At 47.0% G+C, this 23,404-nt stretch carries 23 protein-coding genes and 10 tRNA genes; 8 read left to right on the top strand and 25 right to left on the bottom strand.

What is annotated here, in order from left to right:
• Window positions 1-41 precede the first annotated feature (41 nt).
• Window positions 42-335: a hypothetical protein gene (locus tag R5268_RS13975; RefSeq protein WP_317419717.1), complete on the bottom strand. Its 294-nt coding sequence runs from the start codon at window positions 333-335 to the stop codon at window positions 42-44.
• A gap of 129 nt (window positions 336-464) precedes the next feature.
• Between R5268_RS13975 and R5268_RS13970 the strand changes: the two genes are divergently transcribed.
• A complete protein-coding gene (locus R5268_RS13970; RefSeq protein WP_218454317.1) occupies window positions 465-2,438 on the top strand; it encodes an acyltransferase family protein in 1,974 nt (657 codons plus the stop codon).
• A gap of 434 nt (window positions 2,439-2,872) precedes the next feature.
• Here the strand turns inward: R5268_RS13970 and R5268_RS13965 are convergent, their stop codons facing one another.
• From R5268_RS13965 to tdcB, 10 genes are all read right to left on the bottom strand, one after another.
• On the bottom strand, window positions 2,873-3,001 hold the full coding sequence (locus R5268_RS13965) for a hypothetical protein (RefSeq protein ID WP_282101110.1): 129 nt from the start codon (window positions 2,999-3,001) through the stop codon (window positions 2,873-2,875).
• Between the two features lie 470 nt (window positions 3,002-3,471).
• Window positions 3,472-3,558 (bottom strand) — tRNA-Leu (locus R5268_RS13960).
• A 6-nt stretch (window positions 3,559-3,564) separates the two neighbouring features.
• A tRNA-Cys gene (locus R5268_RS13955) sits at window positions 3,565-3,638 on the bottom strand.
• 1 nt (window position 3,639) lies between these two features.
• Window positions 3,640-3,715: transfer RNA gene (locus R5268_RS13950), tRNA-Gly, on the bottom strand.
• Window positions 3,716-3,857: 142 nt separating this feature from the next.
• Entirely contained in the window at window positions 3,858-4,406 is a 549-nt protein-coding gene (gene pgsA, locus R5268_RS13945) for a CDP-diacylglycerol--glycerol-3-phosphate 3-phosphatidyltransferase (RefSeq protein ID WP_182107238.1), read from the bottom strand.
• A 207-nt stretch (window positions 4,407-4,613) separates the two neighbouring features.
• Complete coding sequence (gene uvrC / locus R5268_RS13940) at window positions 4,614-6,461, bottom strand: excinuclease ABC subunit UvrC (RefSeq protein ID WP_317419718.1); 1,848 nt, start codon at window positions 6,459-6,461, stop codon at window positions 4,614-4,616.
• 37 nt (window positions 6,462-6,498) lie between these two features.
• Entirely contained in the window at window positions 6,499-7,188 is a 690-nt protein-coding gene (locus tag R5268_RS13935) for a response regulator (protein ID WP_182107234.1), read from the bottom strand.
• Window positions 7,189-7,395: 207 nt separating this feature from the next.
• The gene (locus R5268_RS13930) at window positions 7,396-8,016 is read right to left on the bottom strand and encodes a nitroreductase family protein (RefSeq protein ID WP_046894821.1); all 621 of its coding nucleotides are present in this window, start codon (window positions 8,014-8,016) and stop codon (window positions 7,396-7,398) included.
• A gap of 146 nt (window positions 8,017-8,162) precedes the next feature.
• On the bottom strand, window positions 8,163-9,491 hold the full coding sequence (tdcC, locus tag R5268_RS13925; RefSeq protein WP_166708215.1) for a threonine/serine transporter TdcC: 1,329 nt from the start codon (window positions 9,489-9,491) through the stop codon (window positions 8,163-8,165).
• Between the two features lie 32 nt (window positions 9,492-9,523).
• Window positions 9,524-10,510, bottom strand: a complete 987-nt coding sequence (gene tdcB, locus R5268_RS13920) for a bifunctional threonine ammonia-lyase/L-serine ammonia-lyase TdcB (protein WP_107678818.1) — start codon at window positions 10,508-10,510, stop codon at window positions 9,524-9,526.
• A gap of 1,330 nt (window positions 10,511-11,840) precedes the next feature.
• On the opposite strand from tdcB, the gene fabG reads away from it, so the two are divergent.
• Window positions 11,841-12,596: a 3-oxoacyl-ACP reductase FabG gene (gene fabG / locus R5268_RS13915; RefSeq protein WP_107678819.1), complete on the top strand. Its 756-nt coding sequence runs from the start codon at window positions 11,841-11,843 to the stop codon at window positions 12,594-12,596.
• Between the two features lie 51 nt (window positions 12,597-12,647).
• On the opposite strand, the gene efeB is transcribed toward fabG, so the two are convergent.
• The 5 genes from efeB to R5268_RS13890 form a co-directional block, all read right to left on the bottom strand.
• Window positions 12,648-13,937, bottom strand: coding sequence for an iron uptake transporter deferrochelatase/peroxidase subunit (gene efeB, locus R5268_RS13910; protein ID WP_317419719.1), 1,290 nt, complete (start codon window positions 13,935-13,937; stop codon window positions 12,648-12,650).
• The gene (locus tag R5268_RS13905; RefSeq protein ID WP_317419720.1) at window positions 13,934-14,833 is read right to left on the bottom strand and encodes an EfeM/EfeO family lipoprotein; all 900 of its coding nucleotides are present in this window, start codon (window positions 14,831-14,833) and stop codon (window positions 13,934-13,936) included. The genes efeB and R5268_RS13905 overlap by 4 nt, the downstream gene beginning before the upstream one ends.
• Window positions 14,823-15,662 carry an FTR1 family protein gene (locus R5268_RS13900; protein ID WP_317419721.1) on the bottom strand — a complete coding sequence of 280 codons (840 nt, stop codon included), beginning with the start codon at window positions 15,660-15,662 and terminating at the stop codon, window positions 14,823-14,825. The genes R5268_RS13905 and R5268_RS13900 overlap by 11 nt, the downstream gene beginning before the upstream one ends.
• 23 nt (window positions 15,663-15,685) lie before the next feature.
• Window positions 15,686-16,006: a cupredoxin domain-containing protein gene (locus R5268_RS13895; RefSeq protein ID WP_080948052.1), complete on the bottom strand. Its 321-nt coding sequence runs from the start codon at window positions 16,004-16,006 to the stop codon at window positions 15,686-15,688.
• Window positions 16,007-16,106: 100 nt separating this feature from the next.
• The gene (locus R5268_RS13890; protein ID WP_046894814.1) at window positions 16,107-16,661 is read right to left on the bottom strand and encodes an iron transporter; all 555 of its coding nucleotides are present in this window, start codon (window positions 16,659-16,661) and stop codon (window positions 16,107-16,109) included.
• A gap of 240 nt (window positions 16,662-16,901) precedes the next feature.
• Between R5268_RS13890 and R5268_RS13885 the strand changes: the two genes are divergently transcribed.
• Window positions 16,902-17,513 carry a DJ-1/PfpI family protein gene (locus R5268_RS13885; protein WP_317419722.1) on the top strand — a complete coding sequence of 204 codons (612 nt, stop codon included), beginning with the start codon at window positions 16,902-16,904 and terminating at the stop codon, window positions 17,511-17,513.
• A gap of 65 nt (window positions 17,514-17,578) precedes the next feature.
• Window positions 17,579-17,830 (top strand): hypothetical protein, encoded by a 252-nt coding sequence (locus R5268_RS13880; RefSeq protein ID WP_052927514.1) that lies wholly within the window; start codon window positions 17,579-17,581, stop codon window positions 17,828-17,830.
• A 4-nt stretch (window positions 17,831-17,834) separates the two neighbouring features.
• Here R5268_RS13880 and R5268_RS13875 read toward each other — a convergent pair whose 3' ends face one another.
• Together R5268_RS13875 and sra are read right to left on the bottom strand one after the other, a co-directional pair.
• On the bottom strand, window positions 17,835-18,353 hold the full coding sequence (locus R5268_RS13875) for a YgjV family protein (protein WP_107678823.1): 519 nt from the start codon (window positions 18,351-18,353) through the stop codon (window positions 17,835-17,837).
• A gap of 161 nt (window positions 18,354-18,514) precedes the next feature.
• Complete coding sequence (gene sra / locus R5268_RS13870; RefSeq protein ID WP_015422863.1) at window positions 18,515-18,742, bottom strand: stationary-phase-induced ribosome-associated protein; 228 nt, start codon at window positions 18,740-18,742, stop codon at window positions 18,515-18,517.
• 161 nt (window positions 18,743-18,903) lie between these two features.
• On the opposite strand from sra, the gene R5268_RS13865 reads away from it, so the two are divergent.
• Window positions 18,904-19,368 carry an HIT family protein gene (locus tag R5268_RS13865; RefSeq protein ID WP_046894811.1) on the top strand — a complete coding sequence of 155 codons (465 nt, stop codon included), beginning with the start codon at window positions 18,904-18,906 and terminating at the stop codon, window positions 19,366-19,368.
• 69 nt (window positions 19,369-19,437) lie between these two features.
• Here R5268_RS13865 and R5268_RS13860 read toward each other — a convergent pair whose 3' ends face one another.
• The 7 genes from R5268_RS13860 to R5268_RS13830 all read right to left on the bottom strand — a co-directional run bounded on the left by R5268_RS13860 (window position 19,438) and on the right by R5268_RS13830 (window position 21,521).
• Window positions 19,438-20,544, bottom strand: coding sequence for a hypothetical protein (locus tag R5268_RS13860; protein ID WP_317419723.1), 1,107 nt, complete (start codon window positions 20,542-20,544; stop codon window positions 19,438-19,440).
• A gap of 258 nt (window positions 20,545-20,802) precedes the next feature.
• A tRNA-Lys gene (locus tag R5268_RS13855) sits at window positions 20,803-20,878 on the bottom strand.
• A gap of 25 nt (window positions 20,879-20,903) precedes the next feature.
• Window positions 20,904-20,979 (bottom strand) — tRNA-Lys (locus tag R5268_RS13850).
• Window positions 20,980-21,011: 32 nt separating this feature from the next.
• Window positions 21,012-21,087: transfer RNA gene (locus R5268_RS13845), tRNA-Val, on the bottom strand.
• Window positions 21,088-21,124: 37 nt separating this feature from the next.
• A tRNA-Val gene (locus tag R5268_RS13840) sits at window positions 21,125-21,200 on the bottom strand.
• Between the two features lie 55 nt (window positions 21,201-21,255).
• Window positions 21,256-21,331 (bottom strand) — tRNA-Val (locus R5268_RS13835).
• A 40-nt stretch (window positions 21,332-21,371) separates the two neighbouring features.
• Window positions 21,372-21,521 (bottom strand): hypothetical protein, encoded by a 150-nt coding sequence (locus R5268_RS13830; protein WP_181257640.1) that lies wholly within the window; start codon window positions 21,519-21,521, stop codon window positions 21,372-21,374.
• A gap of 146 nt (window positions 21,522-21,667) precedes the next feature.
• Between R5268_RS13830 and gltX the strand changes: the two genes are divergently transcribed.
• The 3 genes from gltX (at window position 21,668) to R5268_RS13815 (ending at window position 23,404) form a co-directional block, all read left to right on the top strand.
• Entirely contained in the window at window positions 21,668-23,083 is a 1,416-nt protein-coding gene (gene gltX / locus R5268_RS13825; protein WP_317420510.1) for a glutamate--tRNA ligase, read from the top strand.
• Between the two features lie 129 nt (window positions 23,084-23,212).
• Window positions 23,213-23,288, top strand: a tRNA-Ala gene (locus R5268_RS13820).
• Window positions 23,289-23,328: 40 nt separating this feature from the next.
• Window positions 23,329-23,404 (top strand) — tRNA-Ala (locus R5268_RS13815).

Here is a 23,404-nt window from a genome sequence, read left to right as displayed (position 1 = left end):
GATTCCGGAAGGGATCCTGTACATTTTTCAGAAACATATAATTACACCGTACGGTACCACGCCATCAGCATAATATAAGCGTTTACTACTAATACCGAAGAATCGCTACCAGTGTTTCCTGTCGTACCCGGAAACAAACTGTCCGGATTCTTGTTCTGTGCAAACCAGATCACCACACCTACCGAGTAAATAATGTCGATATTAACAGCTTTTTGTAATGCCTCAGTAATCGCTTTCTGGCTCATGGTGTTGTTATTGATGTCCCGGTTGTCTGAACCACCGCGTTTTTTGTCCGGTTTATTTTTCGGATCTGTGGCGAGAGCACATCCTTCCACGGCGCATAGTTGCCTTTATTGTGAAGAATATCGCTGTTCCCGGCCATATGGGACTGTTGATGTTTATAGAGGTGAAAGTATGTCTGTGGTATACTTTTATTAATTAATATAAATAACAACTTAACTATTATGTCAATTAAATACAGATCAGATATCGATGGATTAAGAGCAATTGCTGTTCTCTTCGTTGTGATATTCCACAGCTATGATAATTTAATTCCATCCGGGTTTATTGGTGTTGATATATTCTTTGTCATATCCGGATTTTTAATTTCATCAATAATAAAACAGCAACTTATTGATAATAGTTTTTCATTTTCTGACTTTTACAGGCGCCGTCTCTGGCGCTTACAACCTGCGCTGCTATTGGTAATGCTGTTTGTTTTGGTGATAACATCAATACTTTATTTACCAGATGATTATATTGATGCTATGAATAGTGAGAAATACACCTCATTATTCTTATCTAATCAGTATTTTTCCCGTGTAACGACAAGTTATGCCGCACAGGATTCTGTATATCTTCCGCTTTTGCATACCTGGTCACTGGCGATTGAATGGCAATGGTATCTCTTTATGCCGCCCGCGTTATTCTTATTGCATAGATTATGTCATCGTTATCATTTAAACAAAGCAGGTATTATTTTATTAATTTCTTTATTGACTGTAGCTTTATCATTATATTTATCAAGCAATTACCCAACCAAAAGCTATTACTTATTCTCAACCCGGATCTTTGAGTTTATGATTGGGGTAATTATTTCTTATATACCTCAAACGAAAAAACGAAGAAAAATAACAGACAATATACTATCTATATTTTCTTTTTTTATATTATTATTTATAGCAATCAGTGATTCTGTATTGCCGGGATATCCTAACCTTTATACTATAGGTGTATGTATCTGTGCAGCAATCATTATCTACACCGGAAAAAACAAAACTATTATCCATAAAGCACTTTCAATAAATATTATTGTTTTTATTGGTGCCATATCATACTCCCTTTATTTATGGCATTGGCCTGTTTTTGCGGCAGCACGCTATATCGGTTATTTCGAAACTGATACTGAAAAATTATCAGCCATACTGATTACACTTATTTTATCTTATATTTCATATAGTTACATTGAAAATAAGTTCAGAAAATCCAAACTGAACTTCAAGTACACCTTTTTGATTTTATTCGTTATTCCTGTGATCACTTCATTAATGCTCAGTAAAGTCACTGAAAAATATACCGGATTCAGTTTCAGACTCGGGAGTGAGTATCTGAAAATGGAAAGAGCACTGAAAGATCATCAGTATGAAAATCGTTCATTATGTCTTAGTAATGATAGTGTAGTAGCTGATAGTGTCTGCCATACAGGAAAGAAAAACGCTGATAAAAAAGCATTTTTATTTGGTGACTCACACTCCAATCATTTTTGGGGATTTATGGATGTCGTCGGAAAAGATGCCAATATGGATGTAAAAGCACAAGCAACGTCATCCTGTCTGACGCTACCGGGCGTCTACCTTTACGACTGGTGGAATTATAAAAATACTGTGTACCAGCGCTGCTATGATGATACCAAAAAATATTATGATGAAGTGAAAGCAGGGAATTATGATTATGTCATTATTGCTGAGGTCTGGGCTAACTATGCCGGCGATAATGTAATTAATCAGATAGGTGATACAAGAACTGTAAAAGAATCCAGATCACGTACAGAAAAAGCATTACGGGAAGCGCTGAATATTATCACAGAATCTGGTGCAAAACCGGTTATTTTCAAAGCCATCAACCCAATGCCACAGAATTTTATGACTTGCTTTTACCAGAATGTAAAATTGCGTCGTGATTACCGGAATAACAATTGTAATTCCGGCACATTTAACGGCGATGAACAAGAATGGTTCAGTCAGCTATTTGTGACACTTAAAAAAGAGTACCCTTCGCTGGTAGTAATTGACCCTAAAGATATTCAATGTGATAACGGAACCTGTCTGACAGATATTGACGGCATTCCTGTCTACCGTGATGTCGGACATTTAACCGACTATGCATCCGTTATTTTTGGAAAATGGTATTTAGATAAATACCAAAATCCATTTAAGTAATTCAAACCAGCAATGAAGGGTTATACTCTTCATTGCTTTATCTTATCAGCTTACCCAATCCCTTCATCAGCATAATATAAGCCTTTACTACAGACACCGAAGAGCCGCTGACGGTGCTTCCTGTCGTACCTGAAATTGTGTATGCACTCCGATTGCGACAGAATGGCTATTGTTCCCCGCCCGGTAGTCATGGTATTTGCTGGTCCACTCCGGGTTAAATTTACAGGCATCATTTCTCCTCCATCTGAAAGTGCAGGAGAAATAAAATATTGATGACTGACGGTTGTATTAGTCCATTTAGTCCCTTAATCAAAGCTTGATACAAACCCTGAAAAATTATTACTGTGAGCAGGTAAATGTACAGTTATCAGTATAATGCTGTCGCTACCGATGCTGTTTGCCAGCCGGATAGTTTTATTTTCTCCGATATACGACTACATGGTGACCGGAAACAAACTGTCCGGATTCTTGTTCTGCACAAACCAGATCACCACACCCATCGGGTAAATAGTGTCAATATTAACGGCGTTTTTCAGTACCTCCGTTATTGCTTTCTGGCTCATGGTGTTTGCCGGGTAATGCTGGTATTCAAGGCAGTATGGCCGCGCTCCATTCCCTACCGTCTGGCGGAACCACCGAAACAGGTAACGGGGGCACAAAAAATCGCTGAGACCATGAGCGATAATCTCATTCGGGCGGATTCAGGGACGACTGATCTCATTGTCTCTGACGGACAACCACGGATTTGAGGCCAACCAACTGGGTAGCGAATAAGAAAAATGAAAATTATATCTATATATCAGTGTGTTAATGAATGGATTCGCTGTTAAAACACCGTCCATTGCAAGCGGAATCACAAAGCCACTGTCTCATGAATAGGTGAAAATCATTTTATAAAACAAACGGATACAACATAGTGTCGACACTTTGCTGCCAAAATTTGCTCCTTAAGGCAAATTTCAGACACAAAAAAGCCACCGCAAGGGTGGCTTTTCTTAACTCTAACCCACTGATAAATCAATGAATTTCTATATGGTGCCCAGAGCGGGACTTGAACCCGCACAGCCTTGCGGCCGAGGGATTTTAAATCCCTTGTGTCTACCGATTTCACCATCTGGGCTGAATATGGAGGCGCGTCCCGGAGTCGAACCGAGGTACACGGATTTGCAATCCGCTGCATGGCCACTCTGCCAACGCGCCTTGGAGCGGGAAACGAGACTCGAACTCGCGACCCCGACCTTGGCAAGGTCGTGCTCTACCAACTGAGCTATTCCCGCATCTCTGAACTTACTGATTTACTTATTTGTTTTCGTAAACCGCTGTGTCGTTCGGATGCGTTGCATTCTACTGATTTCACGCTGTGAGTCAACCGCTTAATTCATGAAAAATGATCGTTCGCTGTTTTTTACAGCACATCGATCAGGCTTCGCTCAAATCCGCCCATGCAGCGCGTAAATATTGGAACATAGACCAGAAAGTCAGAATCATTGCAATGTAGAAAAGGACGAAAGCAGCGATTTCCGTCAGGTCATTCGGCCGCCAGATAAGCCCCACCAGCGCCACCATTTGTGCCGTGGTTTTTACTTTACCCATCCAGGATACCGCGACGCTGTTACGTTTACCCAGTTCAGCCATCCATTCACGCAGTGATGAAATTATAATCTCACGGGCAATCATTGTGATAGCAGGCAGTGTTATCCACCAGACTGCATAGTATTCTGTTACCAGTACCAGCGCGGTTGCAACCATGACTTTGTCCGCAACCGGATCCAGAAATGCACCAAAACGGGTGGTTTGCTTTAAACGGCGGGCCAGGAAGCCATCAAACCAGTCGGTCATCGCAGCAAGAACAAAAATAGCGGCGCTGACAACAGGCGCCCAGCTGAACGGCAAATAGAAGGCGAGGACAAAGAACGGTATCAGGATAACGCGAAACAGAGTCAGCCATGTAGGGATATTTAATCGCATAACGGAGCCATTATTTTATAAGTCAGATGAAAAAGCCGCTTGCGCATCTGCCGGCACATATTACCGCCCCGCTGATTCCGGGGCACGTTGCGTAATTTTCAGGTTCTGCGCAATCCTACCGGATACCACCATATTACCACAGTTACAGATAACTCACCGCTGTTATTGAAAAAATTCTCACATCAACCATACAGATAAGCCGAATCGTTAATGCTTAAGCGCGTGGTAAATTTTTTCCGCCAGTGCATAAGAAATCGTCGGTACTTTGGCAATCTCCTCAATACTGGCATTGCGTAACGGTTGTAATCCGCCCATGTATTTAAGCAGCATCTGCCGCCGTTTCGGCCCGATACCTTCTATCGATTCCAGTGCACTGGTATTTTTGACTTTCGCCCGACGCTGCCGGTGACCGGTGATCGCATGGTTATGGGATTCATCACGGATATGCTGGATCACATGCAGCGCCGGTGAGTCCGGCGGCAATGCCATACCTTCCCCGGAGGCGGTGAAAAAGAGCGTTTCCAGTCCCGCTTTACGGTCAGCGCCCTTCGCCACCCCAATCAGTTTCGGCTGGTTTTTGTCCCAGTCCACCTCCAGGCTGTTAAAGACGTCAATCGCTTTACCGAGCTGGCCTTTACCGCCATCGATAAAAATAATATCCGGGATTTTCTCATTACCGATATGTTTGCCGTAACGACGGTGCAGAACCTGATCCATCGCCGCATAGTCATCTCCGGGGGTGATGCCGGTGATGTTATAACGGCGGTATTCCGATTTCACCGGTCCGTTACTGTCGAATACCACACAGGAGGCCACAGTCTGATCCCCCATGGTATGACTGATATCAAAACATTCCATACGGTTGATGGTTTCAATGCCGGTCAGTTCTGACAGCGCTTTCATCCGTGTCGCAATCGTGGATTGCTGTGCCCGTTTTGTCATTAATGCGGTAACGGCATTAGTGTGTGCCAGCTTCAGATAGCGGGCACGATCGCCGCGCGGTTTCGGCTGGATAAGTATCCGCCGCCCGGCAAACTGAGACAGGGTTTCTTCCATAATCTCTTTTTCCGGTAACGGGAAATCCAGCAGGATATCATCCGGTAATGAGCGGTTTTCACTGCCCTGCAAATAAAACTGGCCGATAAAGGTTTGTACAATTTCATCCTGCTCAGTGCCGGCCGGTACTTTCGGGAAGTAACTGCGGCTTCCCTGTACCCGCCCGTTACGGATAAACAGAACATGAATACAGGCCAGTCCCTGATCAAAACAGACGCCGACAACATCCAGATCATCACCGGCACCGGTGACAAACTGTTTTTCAGTGACCGCACGGACAGCCTGGATCTGATCCCGCAGGCGTGCGGCATCCTCAAAACGCAGCGACTGGCTGGCCTGCTCCATTTTTTCCACCAGCTCTGTCAGCACCTGCTGATCTTTGCCTTCCAGAAATAAGCGGACCAGATTCACTTCTCTGTCGTAATCCTCGTCACTCACCAGTCCCTTCACACACGGCCCCAGACAGCGGCCAATCTGATATTGCAGACACGGACGCGAGCGGTTGCGGTAGACGCTGTCCTCACACTGGCGGACGGGGAACAGTTTCTGCATCAGCGCCAGTGTTTCGCGGACGGCATACGCATTCGGGAACGGCCCGAAGTATTCTCCTTTGGCGTGTTTGGCCCCGCGGTGAACAGCCAGCCGCGGGTGTTTGTCATTACTGCTCAGATAGATATAAGGATAGGATTTATCATCGCGCAACAGTACGTTGTAACGCGGTTGATATTTTTTGATATAGGTGTGCTCAAGCAGTAACGCCTCTGTTTCCGTATGCGTTACGGTGACATCTATCTGAGCAATATTTTTAACCAGCTGCTCGGTTTTTTTACCTGAAACCTGCGTGCGGAAATAGCTGGAAAGCCGTTTTTTCAGATCTTTGGCTTTCCCGACATAAATCACAGTGCCTTCAGCATCATACATCCGGTATACACCGGGCTGACTGGTCACAGTTTTTAAAAATGCTTTCGCATCGAATTCAGTAACAACCGGTTTTTCCATACGTGATGCAGACTCTCTGTTCTCGGCGTTTATTCAGTCATTGGTTATCGCGCCTGCGGCTCTCAGCAGGTACGGATGGCACCACGCTGTCAATATGGATCAGTCCGTAGCGCAGTGCCAGATGGGTGAGTTTAATATCACCATCAATATTCAGCTTATTAAATATTCTATATCTATAACTGTTCACCGTCTTGCTGCTGAGACACATTTTGTCAGCAATTTGTGTGACTTTGATGCCCTGCGCTATCATTACCATCACCTGACGCTCCTGATGGCTCAGTTTATCCAGCGGATTGCTGTCATGTGCATGCAGACGGGTGTCAAGAATAGTCTGCTGAGCGATTTCCGGCGCAACATAACGCTGACCCCGGCTGATAATCCGGATAGCATGCAGTAAATCCTCCCGGTCACTACTCTGATACAGATATCCGGCCGCACCACTGTTCATGACTTTATACGGTGAAATCAGGCTGTGCTCATCGGTGAGGATAATCACTTTAGTTTCTGAGGTGTAACGGGTAATTTTCTTTGCCGCATCGAGGCCGCTCATCATGGGAAAACCGATATCAAGCAGTGCCACATCGGCATGATTATCACGGCACCAGCGCACAGCGCTATTACTGTCTCTGACTTCCCCCGCCATCTTCATACCTGATGTCGCCGTAATAATGGCACCAATCCCTGCACGGTAAAATTCATTCACGTTTGCCACCAATACTGAAATCACACAGAACTCCTTTCTGAATTTTCAATAAGTTTGCCGTAAATTATACAAGCCCTGGTTAAACCGTTATTTAATAAAGATGACATTCTTTCAGTAAAAGACTGAAAATTATAAATATATTTCGTGACGGGAAATTGATATCAGTGATGATTCAACAGAAACGGCGGGATATAAATAAAGCTGCCACCGGGTGGTGGCAGTCAGAATATATTACGGCATATCCGGATGAAAACGGTCAATGCTGACCAGTTGGTCAAAAGGCAGTTTACCGATACGCGGATAGGGTTCGCCCGCAGATTTACCAATGGCCACCATCAGGCAAATTTCATAGTTTTCCGGCAAATCGATAACTTCAGCCACCGCATTAAAATCAAATCCGTCCATCGGGCAGCTGTCATATCCCTGTGCTTTTGCCAGCAGCATCAGCGTCTGGGCAAAAATACCGGCGCTGCGCATGATTTCATCACGCTGGGTTTCCGGTTTTCCGCGATAGTAGTTATCAACCGCACCGACCATAAAATCACGCACCAGCGGGTCGGCATCATGCCATATTTCACGGGTACGGGAACTCCAGGCCGCGACATCACCACACAAAATCACCAGCATGGAAGCATCGGTCATCTGCGGCTGATCCCACCCCACTTTACGGATATTGCGGCGTTGTGCCGGATCTTCCACCAGCAGCGGACGCCAGTGCTGCAGGTTAAAGGCACTCGGGGCATTTTCCATCGCCAGTGACAACAGCGCTTTTTTCTCATTAAGCGGGATCACAAAATCAGGATCAAACTTCTTGGTTGCCCTGCGCTGGCGCACTGCATCAATAACATTCATATCGGCTCCTGTTTATTCCATTTATTATCCGGATGATTTATTTACCTTAGCATGAATTTGATTCCGGATACCGGTGCGTGATGATTAAGCAAAAAAAACCCGCACTCCGGTGAGTGCGGGCTTTCCGTTATTAACTGTCAGTAAGACTACACGATCAGTTTGAATACGATGTTACCGATGGTCAGCAGACCGATGATAGTAACGAAGTAGTTAGATGCCTGACCTTTGTATTTGCTCAGAGCCGGTACGCGGTTAACAGCATACATTGGCAGTAAGCACAGCAGAGATGCGATGATTGGTGCACCCATTGCTTCAATCAGATCCAGGATGTTCGGGTTGATGTAAGCGATGAACCAGGTAGAACCCATGATGAAGACCATGGAGATCAGGTTCAGTTTACCAACGCTGACTTTGTTTTTGTCGCCACCGAAAGCAAATTTCAGTAACAGACCGTTCATACCTTCCAGAGTACCCAGGTAGTGACCGAAGAATGATTTGAAGATTGCAACCAGTGCGATGATTGGTGCAGCCCAGACCAGGATAGTCGCCAGAGTACCGTTAGCGCCGCCCACGTTGTTGAAGTGGTAAGCCAGGTAAGTCAGAACAGGAACGTTCATCTCTTTCGCTTCAGCCATGTTAGCCGGAGACAGCGCGAACAGGCAGCTGAATGCGAAGAACATAACCACACCCACCATCAGTAAACCGGCACGGGAGATGATTTTGTTAACTTTCTGCTCGGTGAAATCTTTACCGCACGCCGCTTCGTACTCTTCACGTTTTGATACCACGAAAGAAGAAACGATTGGTGAGAAGTTGAAAGAGAACACCATGATAGAAATACCCAGCCATACTGTTACCAGGATACCGCTGTGGCCGAACAGTTCAAAGCTTTCTGCGTTCACATTGTCAAATACGGCAGTGTTCCAGTAAGGGATCAGAGCCAGAGATAACAGCACCAGGCTGGCAATGAACGGGAATACCAGGTAGCTCATTACGCGAACCATCAGATCTTTACCGAAGTAAATGATGACAGCCATGGCTAACAGCAGAACCAGAGAAACCACACCACGGTTCAGCGGCATCAGACCCAGCTGCTGTTCCCAGAATGCCATAAAGGTATTGGTGATAGTTACGCCGTAGATCCACAGAAGCGGACAGATTGCGAAGAAGTACAGGAAAGTGATGACAACACCACCGCTTTTACCAAAGTGTTCTTCAACAGTTTCTGTGATATCGCCTGACGGATTGCTGCCTGACAGACATAAGCGGGCTAATGCACGGTGACATAAAAACGCGATCGGATATGCCAGAACCAGCATGATCAGAATCGGGATCAAACCACCGTAACCTGCACGAATCGGGAAGAATAGTACCCCTGCACCTATAGCAGTACCGAACAGACCGAGTGTCCAGGTCGTGTCCGATTTACGCCAGCTTTTGTACTCAGCCGGAATCTGGGTTTTGTCAGTACTCATGTTGCTTTTCCTTTTAAAAGACTATGCAAATATTATTTTTCGTGGGTACCAATAATTTCAGAGATACGAGTCAGGTCAATGTTCCCGCCGGAAATGATGCTGACTGTCTTCTTGTGTTCGATATATTTTTTCAGTTTTCCGCTCAGAATTGCAGCAGACGCCAGTGCACCGGCACCTTCGGTCACTACTTTGTTGCGCTGAATTAACGCAATCATGCTTTCGCGGATTTCTTCTTCTGTTACCAGAATGATGTCTGTAACCAGCTCTTTCACGATGTCATACGTGATACTGCCCGGAGTCGAAACATCACAACCATCTGCCACAGTACCGGCATCACGATGGGTCGTGATTTTACCAGCACGGTATGATGCTTCCATACCATGAACGTTTTCAGATTGGACACCGATCACATTAATAGTCGGGTTGATGGATTTCAGAGCAATAGCAACACCGGCAATCAGACCGCCGCCACCGATTGGAACGATAACGTTATCGACGTCATACAGATCTTCGAGAATTTCCAGACCGATAGTCCCCTGGCCTGCAATCACTTTTTCGTCATCGTATGGCGGGATAAAGATACGGCCTTCCTGCTCAATGATCTCTCTTGCTTTAGCAATCGTGTCGTTGAAGTTATTACCGTGCAGAACAACTTCCGCAGAGTAATCTGAGGTTGCTGCAATTTTGGATTTTGGTGCACCTGTAGGCATAACAACTTTACCGTCGATACCTAACATCGCGCAGGATAAAGAAACGCCCTGAGCATGGTTACCGGCTGAGCAGGCAACGATACCCTGCGCTCTTTCTTCTGGTGTCAGCGAACTTAACTTGTTAAATGCACCACGGAGTTTGAATGAACCTGTGCGCTGCATGTTCTCAAATTTTAAGTGGATTGTGCCGTTGCACTTCTCACTTAAATAATTGGACTTCGGCATTCCCGTTTTATAGACATGTCCTCTGATGGTTTTTTGTGCATCAATGATATCTTTAATGGTTACCGGAAGATCGTATGTAATCATGACAAACCTCGTCCTATCTTTTTATATATATTAAAATTGAGTCTAACTATACCGATAAATTTAAAAACAACTGTATTTCAAATCATATTTTTAAAATATTCCCGAAAAACTTTCTCAACGTGTGATCCAATCCAAATTTCTTCCGGTTTTCTGTCTTTTTTAATGTTTTATATTTCATTTCAAGTTAAATGAAAATGACTTAATGTTATTAATATATTAAAAATAAGCGATAACATTAACCCTGAGTTATGTAACGTGATACGTTTCCCGTTTTTTGTTAACTGAGTTACTATTTTGTGATGAAACCACTGCGTAAAAAGACGTATAAATGATCCCTCTGCGTAAAAAAGCCCCTGTATTTTGACAAAAATTAATCTTACCAAGGTCCCATCTTACAGCGAAATATCCTGATTTTTTTAACAATCCTGAAAATGCAATGTGATTCAAATCACTAAAAAATACATATCATATTGTTTATTATAGTTTTGTATATTTTTTACCCACAACAATCCGGATTTGCAGCAGGACGTAACATGTTCTTCCATTTGTACAGATCATCACCGAGTTCTTCTGCGGGTTAAATTCGGATAAAAAATCATCAAATCTTTTATTTACATGTTAATGATTACCATTTAAAGCCGGGATGTTACATTTGCATGACATAAATCGTAACGTTTTTTTGCCTGCACACCCGAAAAATTGTTCACTTTAGGAAACAGCTAAACAGCTGTTTTTTTAGCCATGATCTGTATTTTTTTCAGCCGGAACGTTAATTAAATATATATTAAATTTGTGACAATTTTATTTATCCGGCATTTTTAAACAGGAATTAAATAGTGTGAATAAATAATTTGATTTATAACCTATTTAATAATCAAAAAACGATATACTTATATTTTTTTATAATACAGTTTATGGCTTTCTATTTCTTCCCGGTCAGAAATAGCCGGTTTTCGCCTGTGGGTATAGCATCCAATATCAACATAAGACAACTACCAACTAATAAACAGAGCTTTAATCTGCAATAACCAATAAACACAGACTTTACGGCCACTGTAAAAACATCCAGCACCTGTCACAAATCCATTGCCGGATGACATTAAAACGGAAGAAAATGTTATTTTGCTAAAATCGATTCAGTCATAAGAATGGTTTTCTGCCCCGCTGACACAATTATCTGTTACAACTCACTACTCAGGCGGCAGACACTAACCTGTGTGACAGTCTTCATACTTCATCAATCATGACGGCTTTGCCATTGCATTCCGGGACAGCCATGCTGTAATGATTTACGACTTAAGTGTTAACCCCGGTAAACAGGAGAATGTATATGTTCGACTTGACAGGTAAAATCGCAGTGGTTTCCGGCGGCGCTAAAGGGATTGGCCGCGGCATCGTAACCGCGCTGAAAAAAGGCGGTGCCACCATCGTTATTGCCGATATTGATGAAAAAACCGGCCGGGCGACGGCTGCTGAGCTGGGTACAGACTTCATTGTACTGGATGTGACCTCTCAGTCTCAGTGCCGTGCTGTTGTCAGTGAGATCAGAGAAAAGTATGGCCGTCTTGATATTCTCTGCTCAAATACCGGTATTTTCCCGCAGTGCACCATCAAATCCATGACGGAGCAGGACTGGGATACCATGCAGAAAGTGAATGTGAAGGGGATGTTTTTCCTGGTTCAGGCGGCACTGAGCGTGATGGAGGAACAAAAATACGGCCGGATCGTGATTACATCTTCAATTACCGGCCCCGTCACCGGTTTTCCGGGCTGGAGCCATTACGGTGCAAGCAAAGCAGCACAACTCGGCTTTATGCGCAGCGCCGCTCTGGAGTATGCCCGTCTGGGGATCACCATTAATGCGGTACAACCGGGGAATATCCTGACAGAAGGACTGAAAGCACAGGGTGAAACGTATCTGAACCAGATGCGCGCCACTATTCCGACGCACACCCTCGGCGAACCGGAAGATATCGGTTATGCAGCGGCGTTCCTGGCCTCTGATGAAGCGAAATACATTACCGGACAGACCATCATTATTGATGGCGGCCAGATCCTGCCGGAATCCCCGGAAGCGCTGCTCTGATAAAGCTGTTCTGAAAAAACCATGCAGGTGAGGATACCGCCCGGTATCCTCTTATCCGATCTGTGCCCGCGCGGCCGTAATCAGTGTCTCACCCAGGTAACTTTTCTCAGATGTTATCCCCGGCAGCACCAGATAATACCCCCCGCCGAACGGTTTGATGTAACGTTCGAGCGGTTCGCCGTTCAGGCGTTTTTGGGTATCAATAAATCCTGTTTTCAGATCCTTCTGGAATGAGATAAACACCAGCCCCATATCCAGCTGTCCTGACGGAGTCAGCCCCAGAGAGTAGCTGTAACTGCGGCGGCGCAGTTTGGCAACATGTCTCTCAGTGGATCGGGGTTCCGCGCGGCGCATATGTGAGTCAAATAAGACCCGGTCACCGTGCGGGTCCTGTTTAAATTCCGGATCGTCATGTTCCGCCGTTTTTCCCATCGGTGCACCGCTGGCTTTATGACGGCCGAAATCATTTTCCTGATCCTCAAGCGGTGTCCGGTCCCAGAACTCCAGTTCAAAGCGGATAAGACGCACTGCCTGATAACTGCCGTTTTCCGCCCATGCGGGTTCCCGGCTGGTGATCCACACAAGATCATTCATCAGAGCATCATCACCGGCGTCAGCATTCCCGGTACCGTCTTTAAAACCAAACAAATTAACCGGCGTTGTGCGGCACTCGATATCCCTTGCGGGCAGAAAACCGTCAATTTTCCATAATGGTGCCACCCGGCCGGAAAGACGGCGCAGCACTTCGCGTAATGCGTAAATTACCGTTTCACGGCTGTTGGCACAAAACTGCAGCAGGATATCCCCGCCGCACCAGGCCGGATCAAGGCGGTCATTCGGGAATGCGGTCATGCCCGTAAATTTCTTTGGTTTCAGCGGGGATAAGCCGAAACGCGCATCAAACAGAGAATGGCCGAGAGAAACCGTGACCGTCAGCGCATCCGCTGTCAGTGCCGTACCGAGAATACCCGATTCCGCAGGCGGCATTCTGTCATCGCCCGGTGTTGCGGCCTGCCGGTTACGGGTCAGTTCCGCAATGCAGCCTGTCAGCCGCCGGAAAACATCCTCAATCTCATCCAGGGTTTTCACCGTCAGATTCAGTGCCAGGAAAACCGCTTCTTTTTGCTCCGGAGTGATAACTCCGGCCTGATGTTTACCTGTAAACGGAATTTCCCGCAGCCGGGCGCTGTTATCGCACGCTGCCGGTGCGGCAACGGCGGAAAAGGCCGGTAACCCGCCGGATAGCAGGACGCTCCCTGCCCCCAGCCATTTCAGGGTGTTTCGTTTGCTGAGGCTGACAGACTCGTCTGATTCAGCCGGATTCGGTTTACCGTGTCTCATTGTTCATTCCGGTATTTGTAATACACATCTATTTTCAGCTCCGCACGCAATTGTGCCAGAGATTCCGCCAGCAGTGTCAGATCGGCATACAGCTGCTGTTTATCTTCCGGTGTCAGTTTTTCATACACTGCATACTGCCCCCGGGTATCCCGGTAGCGTGCCATTACGGTATCCGGCCCGGCAAACTGTTTTCGGAGTGTATCATTGGTTTTGTCGGATAATAACGGTGCCAGCCCGCTGACAATACGGCGCGCCCCCTCAATATTCGCGGCAATATCTGATAAATCCGAGCGGCTGTAGCGGTTTTCATCACCGGCCAGTTTGGTACTGAGGATCAGCTCAATACTATCATCCGCTGACTGCACCAGTTTCGCTGCCGGCAGAGTTTCCACGGCGATCCGTTGTTTCAGATCGGCAATATTGCGCAGTAAATCTGCGGTGGCAGCCTGAGCAGCGGCAGGATCATTTTGTGCAAACAAAGCATATTCGATGCGGTGAAAACCCGTGAATTTCGGGTCCTGCTCGCGGCTGAGAAAATATCCGGCATGAGGGTTAATCACTCTGTCAGCATGACCGAAGACCACCACCGCAGCACGGATAACTTCGTAATCATAATGTGCCTGAATACAGGCCTGCCGTGCAGCGGCCATATCCCCGGCGGTCAGGGCTTTTTGTAACAACAGCAGCTGATGTTCAGCTGCTGCCGCCTGTTTTCCCATCATCGTCATATAATCCGCCACAACCGGACGGAATTTTTCAGGGGACGGAATATCCCCTTTAGCGATCACCACATCACTACCGGTATCCGGATTACCGGCGCGGTATTTCTCCGCATAGCCGGGCGTACTGAGCAGCAGAGATGTCAGTATCAGTACAGCAGTCCGGTTAATCAGCATGTTTTTTTCCTTTGCGGCAGAACAGCGCAATAATCACCAGCCAGTACACCACGAAGGTAATCACGCTCAGGCCGATAGGCTGCGCACGGTAGCCGAACAGACTGGCAAGGAAACTGCCGGTGGTTCCGGTGTCATCGAGCCAGTCCGTGGTATCCCACAGCGGATAGATGAGAAAATCATTCAGTTCGATATCATGCTCTGTCAGCAGATTGACAATCTCTTCCGTTCCCTTAAGTAACAGAGAACAGGCCAGAAACAGCAGCACAATACCGGTGATACGGAAAAACCATTTCCAGGCAATTTTCCGGTACGTGAACATAAACAGCCACAGAGTGAGAGCTGCCACGGCGATACCGGCCACAACCTCACCGGTAAATGACCACATGGTGTCCGCATTCAGCCCCATCACAATACCGGAGAGGAACACCACAATTTCACTGCCCTCACGGGCTATCGCAATCGCGACAATAAACAGTGCCCCCCACCAGGAGTGCTGCCGGGCGCTGTCGTTCATTTCCTGCTCAATACCAGCTTTCAGAGATACGCTGTGCTGCTGCATCCAGTACACCATCTGCACAATCAGTACCGATGCGAACAGCGACATACCGATCATAAAGTACGTCTGACCGCTGTCATCCAGCACATTAAATACGCCATAGATAAGCAGAGCGAGAAACAGTGACAACGCGACACCCAGTGCCACCCCGCCCCAGAGATAGCGGCGTCCTGCGGCTGCATCCGGGTGCTGTTTTATCCACGCATAAATGATGCCGACCACCAGCAGAGCTTCAAAGCTTTCCCGCCAGACGACAAAAAGAACCTGTCCCATAATTAATTCCTGTGAACTGACACTTATTCCGCGATGATTTCACCGGCCGGATGCGACAGATGAAAATCATCAAAAAAGGTATATTTCCCGGGTTTAAGCGGCGCAATCACCACCACGGAAGATGCCCCCGGCGCCAGCACTTTCTCTTTGCGCAGCTGGGTGCTTTCAAATTCGACCGGTTCTGTTCCGGTATTGGCTATTTTGATGCGGATCGGCGTTTTCGCAGGCACCTTAAGTACCGGCGGAGTTAGTTCGCCGTTATTCATTTCCAGTTCGACAGTGAATTTTTCCGCCGCACCGGCGGGTAGTGATATCAGTGAAAGCACAGATAAACACAGTGCCATAACAAAGGATTTCATGAGTGACCTCTGCGGGATAGTGACGTCCGGTGTCCGGACAGCAGGACGGTGTTACCCGGCCTGCTGTTTTCCTTAAATAATAAACTCAGTAACTGCCTTTGCGGCCGGTACCGGCATACTCGAAGTCCCAGGAGACATCAAACGGTTCAAACCACGGGGCAACACCGGTTTCTTTATCAATATGACGACCGAATGCCACGCTGTCATTCATGCTCGGCGGAGAGATACGGTATTCGACACGGTATTTGCCGTAGCCATCCAGCTTCAGGTTTTCACCGTAGTGCGGGCCATCGCTGGCAACCATCGCCATAAAGGTGCCGGACTGTGCTTTCTTCGGATCATCCAGTTTGGTGACTTTGTAATCCACTTTCAGATACGGAATCCAGTCCCCTTCCGCGAAACCGTTCGGGTTTTCCTCAACGGCATGGATATCCGCTTCCAGATGGATATCTGATTTGTCTGCCGCCAGGTGATGCATTTCATGTTTGCCTTCCACCGCCATGGTAATCGGCTGCAGATACACACCCTGAATTTCCATACCGTTTTTGATAACAGGCTGTCCGAGCGGATACTCCAGTGCCATGGCGGAGGTTGATACCACGCCCAGTAATGCTGCTGCCACACTCATCCCGATACGCATGCTGATTCCTCATTGTCATTATACAAATAGTGCTGACAATAATAATCATTATCATTTATGCTGTTCAAGTAAAAGTTATCGTTTACCGCCACATTTTTCAATGAAACGGTTACATTTTACCCCGGATTCAGCCACAAAATACATCCGCAAAAGCAATGTCCGGCAGGAAATATCCGCTGTTGTATAATTTCCGCTGATGCGTTACATCTTAACCAGCCTTCTGCAAATGAGATCACACTGATGCAAGCCGATATTGTATTGTTCGATATTGTATTGTTCGATATTGTATTGTTCGATGATTTTGAAACCCTGGATGTGTTCGGCCCCGCTGAGATTTTCGGTCGTTCCCCGCATTACACACTGAATTACTGTTCCCTCAGCGGTGGTGTGATCACCAGTTCACAAGGGGCACAGATAATAACAACTGTATTTGAGCCGGAGAAAACCGTACTGATGCTGGTGCCGGGAGGTCAGGGCACACGGCGGCTGGTCAGTGATGAAGGTATGCTCGCAGCGTTGCGTACCGCGGCACAGCATGCACAATGGTGCCTTTCTGTCTGTACCGGTTCAGCCCTGCTGGCGGCGGCCGGTGTGCTTGACGGCAGACGGGCGACATCCAATAAACGCGCCTGGCAATGGGTAACCTCTCTGCCTGCACAGGTAAATTGGGTGAAAAAGGCACGCTGGTGTACGGACGATCGTTTTTATACCTCTTCCGGTGTATCAGCAGGCACAGATATGGCGCTGGCATTTATTGCTGATCGCCATGGTGAAGCCGCAGCAGAAGAGATCGCACAACACATTGAATACCGGTGGCATAATGATGCCGGTGATGACCCTTTCGCCGTATAAAAACTGGACGACAGGCAACCATTTACGACATAATAGCCCCTCTGAAATAAAACCGGCGGATGTTTATGTTAGAAACTATCGGATTTGTGTTACTGGTGAGTACGTGCGGCGATGATGCCTGCGAGGCTCTGCCGGTCACAGAGGATATCTATAGCAAACATGAATGTGAACTCCGCCTGGAATATATCGCCAAACGCCGTCCCGGCCTCTATTTTATGTGTAATGAGGTGATGCGCGAAACCGGCTCCGGCAATGACGACAGCCCCGGTATTCCGGACAATCCGGAAAACACACTTCCCGCAGATGAGCAGCCGTAATTCTTCAGCTGAACGGATTAATCCCCTGTTTTATCAGGCGCCGGAAACGGTAAATCGCCCAGCCGTTGATCACCAGAAATGTCGATTCAATCAGTGTGCCGCCCACGGTTCCCAGCCAGGCGTTATACACCACCCAGCAGGCCGTTGAACACCAGAGTACATAGCGCATACGCAATCCGCCCAGCAGAAAAAATGCAAAGGTGCTCATCAGTGTGCCCGTCACCGGAAGTACTTCCTGCCAGGTACGGATATTCGGCACAGCAAGAATCAGTGTCAGTGAAACAAATAACCAGAGAATCCGGCGCTGGCGGTGGCTGATGGAAACATACGTGCGGATACTGTTGAGAGTGGCACTGATCCCCGCCGGATAAGCCCCGAGCAGAAAAAAGTGAGATGCCATAATAGCGGTGTAAATTGATAACCGGATTTTGAGCTGCCGCTCATTGCGCTGGACAAAAACGGTTGTTCCGATAATAAACGCAACAATACCGAGCCCCTGCCCCGCGTAATACAGATAGTCCATCTTCCCCTGCCGTAATCACATGCTGAATGGTTTTAATTATTGTGCTGCCAGCATAAACATAATTTGTTCAGGTTGCGAGCTATTGCACGTTTCAGACATTAAAAAAGAGGCCTCAGCCCCTTTTCTTATTGCATCATGCCGTTATCACATGTGCCGTGGTATTAACATGCCATATAGCCCGGATAATGTGTCTCGATTTTATGATAGGTCCGGGTTTTCTTATTGTCGTCCTGAATGACACAGATTCTGCTTTTTGACTTCAGCGCCTGCGGGATTTTTTCCGCGTTTTCATCCGCGGCAGCTGCAATAAAGATGTTAATTTTTGATTTTCCCTTACTGTACGTGTAAGGCATTCCTAACAAACGTCTCGCAGCTCTATTAGTTCGCATAATAAACTCCTCATTGTTATGAACGTTCACCCATTATAGCAACTTACTGAAAATAATAAAGTTTTCCCTAAGTTGCTGATTTAACGTCCGCATAATGGTATTTCCGGGTTGCATCCTGTATGTTGGATACAACCTGTTCACTGCCCGGGAGTATCTGATAAATGGCCTGTATTTTTTGTGATATCGCAGCGGGGAAATCCCCCTGTCATAAGATTTGGGAAGACGAAAACTATCTGGCGTTTTTGTCCATTTTTCCCAATACCGACGGGTTTACCGTTGTGATCCCGAAAGCGCATTATCCGAGCTATGCATTTGATCTGGAAGATGATGTCCTGACCGGACTGGTACTGGCGACCAAAAAAGTAGCAAAAATTCTGGAACAGGCATTTCCGGATGTCGCACGCTGCGGGATGTTTTTTGAGGGCTACGGTGTGGATCATATCCACAGTAAACTCAGCCCGATGCACGGTACGGCGGATATGACGGAATGGCGGCCGATTGAACATAAACAACCCGCGTTTTACACGCAGTATCCGGGATTTTTGTCATCCCACGACTGTGAGCGGGCAGATGACGGGAAGCTGGCTGAACTGGCGGCGGCTATCCGCGCAAGTCAGAAAAACTGAGTGATTCCGGTGGTGCGCTCACCACCGGAATATTGTATCAGCAGAATATTGAATCAGAAGAATATTACATCAGCGGACTTCACAGCCGACTACTGTCGCATACCCCAGGCCGTCACTGTCCATCATCAGCAGGCATTGCGGACTGAGGGTTTCCATGGCTTTTATCAGCATCATCGCCATCACAAAGACGGCTTCTCTGTCAGCACTGACCTGATTATCCGCAATATAAATATTATTTTTCAGGAAGGTACGGCGTTGTGCTTTATTGCAGAACTCATAAATAACATCCTGAGCCAGTTCACTTTCCCGCATCAGCCAGAACGATTTTTCTTCCTCTTTATCCAGCAGATTCATTTTTTCCAGCATCGGAAGATCGGACGTCAACTGCATTTCATTGATCGGCATAAAACGTGACAGACTGCCGCTGAACGGGAATGTATTGCGCTCAAAATAGTAGCAGGACGTCAGCAGAATGGCACTTGCCATTTCATGAAAGGCCGGGATTTGACCAACCTGCCAGATATTCAGTCCGGCGAGCAGCCACATGGCGCTGTTATCTTCCTCATCAAACAAATGACCGATATCATCCGGACTCTGAATGATTTCTGCCGTGCAACCCCAGATTTTTGTCACCGCACGTTCGATTTCTGAATTTTGCAGCTGATTCGGGGTAACCACATATACCGTTTTTAATTTTGACTGATAGCCTTCGTGCTGCTGATTCAGATCTTTATCCAGTGCGGTAAAAATAGCTTCAACAGAATGGTCATAACCGGTAAGCGGCTGTTTATCTTCCTCTTCTGTCCGCCGTTTTTGCTCTGATGTGTAAGCTTGTTTAACATTTTTCGGCATCAGTAATGAAACTCCGGTCACCATCAGTTTGCGCTGACACCAGTTTACCCATTCATTACGTTTAAAATTAATGGAAGCATTCCAGCTCTGACAGGCAATCCGCGCCTGCTCATGACGGTGCATGGCATAAGTAAACAGGCACATCCAGATCAGAATGTAAGGCAGGTAAATAAAGATCAGCACTTCTGTCAGCGGGAGTTTGAAAATATAAAAATCGAGGAAAAAGATCAGTGCCAGAACAGCGAACAGCAATCCCAGCCACAGCGTAATTTTAGCACCCGGCGCATCACGTTTAACCGGAAATTCAGGAACAGGCCACGACATCGGAATAGAGCTCCATGCTGAAAGAAACAGAGATATGCCGCTCCGGGCTGCCGGAACGACGTCAGTATTGGTTATAAAAAGAGAGATCACAAAAAATCGTGACTGATACAGGAAAATAACGGCAGACCGGTTAAAAACTTTAATGAAACAGCATGAGGCAGATCACAGAATCAGACGGAAAGTATCGGGAAACAGACAGAAATACAGAAAGAGGATAATAAGACGAAAAAGAGAGAGAAGAAAAAGAGAGAAGAAAGATGGTGGGTCGTACAGGATTCGAACCTGTGACCAATTGATTAAAAGTCAACTGCTCTACCAACTGAGCTAACGACCCATCTTTGGGATTTGCTTTTCAGGAATGGTGGGTCGTACAGGATTCGAACCTGTGACCAATTGATTAAAAGTCAACTGCTCTACCAACTGAGCTAACGACCCATACCTGAGTGATGCGGGAGAATCATGTGAAGTGGTGGGCGATACCGGGCTCGAACCAGTGACCCCCTCCTTGTAAGGGAGATGCTCTACCAACTGAGCTAATCGCCCACTTCAGGATGACTGCAACTTACATCATTATTATGAATGGTGGGCGATACCGGGCTCGAACCAGTGACCCCCTCCTTGTAAGGGAGATGCTCTACCAACTGAGCTAATCGCCCATTCATAACATTTACTTCTTTACTTCACTATCACAACGTTCATTCTTAATAAGAATGGTGGGCGATACCGGGCTCGAACCAGTGACCCCCTCCTTGTAAGGGAGATGCTCTACCAACTGAGCTAATCGCCCGTCGTGATGGAGGTGCATTATAGGGATCTCCGCGTTTGAGTCAACGCTTTTTCGAAAGAAAATGATCGTTCGTTGTAATTTTAGTCACCCTGTTCTGATTATCGCCATCCGCGTGCAGTATGTAAGCAGAAATCGGATAAATCGTGATCTCCGTCGGGTTAATCGCTGCAAAAACACCCTGTTTTGTCATGCTTTTTTCCTTTTAACACGAGAAAAATGACTTTTTCGGCCTTCTTTCCCCCTTTTCATTGAGGAATTATGTCTCAGTGCTAAAATATCCCGCATCGTATTTCATCATCCACTACGTCTGGCGCAGACGTTATGAAAGGCATTCCAATGAGTAAAGTAAAAACCCGTTTCGCACCCAGCCCTACCGGCTACCTGCATGTGGGCGGTGCACGTACCGCTCTGTACTCCTGGCTGTACAGCCGTCACAATCACGGTGAATTCGTCCTGCGTATAGAAGATACTGATCTTGAACGCTCAACTCAGGAAGCTATCGACGCCATTATGGACGGGATGAACTGGTTAAATCTCGGCTGGGATGAAGGCCCGTATTACCAGACCAAACGTTTTGATCGCTACAATCAGGTAATCGACACCATGATTGAAAACGGAACCGCTTACCGCTGCTACTGTTCCAAAGAGCGCCTGGAAGCCCTGCGTGAAAAACAGATGGCAAATAATGAGAAGCCGCGTTATGACGGCTGCTGCCGCGATCACGCTCATAACCATACTGCGGACGAACCGCATGTGGTGCGTTTCCGTAACCCGCAGGAAGGGTCTGTTATTTTTGATGACAAAATCCGCGGACCGATTGAATTCAGCAACCAGGAACTGGATGACTTAATCATTCGCCGTACTGATGGCTCCCCGACCTATAACTTCTGTGTGGTTGTTGATGACTGGGATATGGAAATTACCCACGTTATCCGTGGTGAAGACCATATCAACAACACGCCGCGCCAGATCAATATCCTGAAAGCGCTCGGCGCACCGGTGCCGGAATATGCCCACGTCTCCATGATCAACGGCGACGACGGTAAAAAATTATCCAAACGTCATGGTGCGGTAGGTGTAATGCAGTACCGTGATGACGGCTATCTGCCGCAGGCTCTGCTGAACTACCTGGTGCGTCTGGGCTGGTCTCACGGTGATCAGGAAATCTTCAGTATTGAAGAAATGACTGGGCTGTTCACCCTGGAAGCCGTCAGCAAATCCGCCAGTGCATTCAATACTGAGAAATTACAGTGGCTCAACCACCACTACATTAACAGTATGCCGGCGGAAGAAGTGGCCGTTTACCTGCAATGGCATATTGAAAATGCCGGGATCGATACCCGTAACGGCCCGGAACTGGCCGACCTGGTCCGCCTGCTGGGCGAACGCTGCAAAACACTGAAAGAAATGGCGGAAACCTGCCGCTACTTCTATGAAGATTTTGACAGCTTCGATGCCGATGCCGCGAAAAAACATCTGCGTCCGGTTGCCCGTCAGCCGCTGGAAGTGGTTAAAGCCAAACTGGCCGCACTGACCACCTGGACACCGGAAGCCGTACATGAAGCCATTCAGGCAACGGCTGATGAACTGGAAATCGGTATGGGTAAAGTCGGCATGCCGTTACGTGTTGCTGTGACCGGTGCCGGTCAGTCTCCGGGCCTGGATGTGACCGTACATGCGATTGGTCAGTCCCGCTCTCTGGCGCGCATCGATATGGCGCTGGCCTTTATTGCTGAGCGTGAAGCTCAGTAAGCATTATCTGCTGCTCAATACCCGGCCTGAGCCGGGTATTTTTTCATCGGTCGCACACTAATTTCATATTAAGCCGTTGACAGCACAGGGAAGCTTGCCTATTATGCTGCGCGTCCGGTCGATTTTATCGGGGCTATAGCTCAGCTGGGAGAGCGCTTGCATGGCATGCAAGAGGTCAGGGGTTCGATCCCCCTTAGCTCCACCAAATCTTTGGTGACTGATAATATCGCGGCACCCGGTTTTCCGGGGCTATAGCTCAGCTGGGAGAGCGCTTGCATGGCATGCAAGAGGTCAGGGGTTCGATCCCCCTTAGCTCCACCA

The organism is Morganella sp. BCCO 40_0007 (assembly GCF_032989665.1).
In the GTDB taxonomy this organism is placed as follows: domain Bacteria; phylum Pseudomonadota; class Gammaproteobacteria; order Enterobacterales; family Enterobacteriaceae; genus Morganella; species Morganella sibonii.
This window is presented reverse-complemented; position numbering and strand designations above follow the sequence as displayed.

Excerpts from the sequence above, each read along its gene's own strand:
- R5268_RS13880 (WP_052927514.1), top strand. The coding sequence starts at position 17,579 with ATGTTAGAAACTATCGGATTTGTGTTACTGGTGAGTACGTGCGGCGAT.
- gltX (WP_317420510.1), top strand. The coding sequence starts at position 21,668 with ATGAGTAAAGTAAAAACCCGTTTCGCACCCAGCCCTACCGGCTACCTG.
- R5268_RS13970 (WP_218454317.1), top strand. The coding sequence starts at position 465 with ATGTCAATTAAATACAGATCAGATATCGATGGATTAAGAGCAATTGCT.
- R5268_RS13885 (WP_317419722.1), top strand. The coding sequence starts at position 16,902 with ATGCAAGCCGATATTGTATTGTTCGATATTGTATTGTTCGATATTGTA.
- tdcB (WP_107678818.1), bottom strand. The coding sequence starts at position 10,510 with ATGATTACATACGATCTTCCGGTAACCATTAAAGATATCATTGATGCA.
- pgsA (WP_182107238.1), bottom strand. The coding sequence starts at position 4,406 with ATGCGATTAAATATCCCTACATGGCTGACTCTGTTTCGCGTTATCCTG.
- R5268_RS13900 (WP_317419721.1), bottom strand. The coding sequence starts at position 15,662 with ATGGGACAGGTTCTTTTTGTCGTCTGGCGGGAAAGCTTTGAAGCTCTG.
- R5268_RS13905 (WP_317419720.1), bottom strand. The coding sequence starts at position 14,833 with ATGCTGATTAACCGGACTGCTGTACTGATACTGACATCTCTGCTGCTC.
- R5268_RS13830 (WP_181257640.1), bottom strand. The coding sequence starts at position 21,521 with ATGACAAAACAGGGTGTTTTTGCAGCGATTAACCCGACGGAGATCACG.
- R5268_RS13875 (WP_107678823.1), bottom strand. The coding sequence starts at position 18,353 with ATGGACTATCTGTATTACGCGGGGCAGGGGCTCGGTATTGTTGCGTTT.
- tdcC (WP_166708215.1), bottom strand. The coding sequence starts at position 9,491 with ATGAGTACTGACAAAACCCAGATTCCGGCTGAGTACAAAAGCTGGCGT.
- R5268_RS13860 (WP_317419723.1), bottom strand. The coding sequence starts at position 20,544 with ATGTCGTGGCCTGTTCCTGAATTTCCGGTTAAACGTGATGCGCCGGGT.
- fabG (WP_107678819.1), top strand. The coding sequence starts at position 11,841 with ATGTTCGACTTGACAGGTAAAATCGCAGTGGTTTCCGGCGGCGCTAAA.
- efeB (WP_317419719.1), bottom strand. The coding sequence starts at position 13,937 with ATGAGACACGGTAAACCGAATCCGGCTGAATCAGACGAGTCTGTCAGC.
- uvrC (WP_317419718.1), bottom strand. The coding sequence starts at position 6,461 with ATGGAAAAACCGGTTGTTACTGAATTCGATGCGAAAGCATTTTTAAAA.
- R5268_RS13965 (WP_282101110.1), bottom strand. The coding sequence starts at position 3,001 with ATGAGCCAGAAAGCAATAACGGAGGTACTGAAAAACGCCGTTAATATT.
- sra (WP_015422863.1), bottom strand. The coding sequence starts at position 18,742 with ATGCGAACTAATAGAGCTGCGAGACGTTTGTTAGGAATGCCTTACACG.
- R5268_RS13930 (WP_046894821.1), bottom strand. The coding sequence starts at position 8,016 with ATGAATGTTATTGATGCAGTGCGCCAGCGCAGGGCAACCAAGAAGTTT.
- R5268_RS13895 (WP_080948052.1), bottom strand. The coding sequence starts at position 16,006 with ATGGCACTGTGTTTATCTGTGCTTTCACTGATATCACTACCCGCCGGT.
- R5268_RS13890 (WP_046894814.1), bottom strand. The coding sequence starts at position 16,661 with ATGCGTATCGGGATGAGTGTGGCAGCAGCATTACTGGGCGTGGTATCA.
- R5268_RS13865 (WP_046894811.1), top strand. The coding sequence starts at position 18,904 with ATGGCCTGTATTTTTTGTGATATCGCAGCGGGGAAATCCCCCTGTCAT.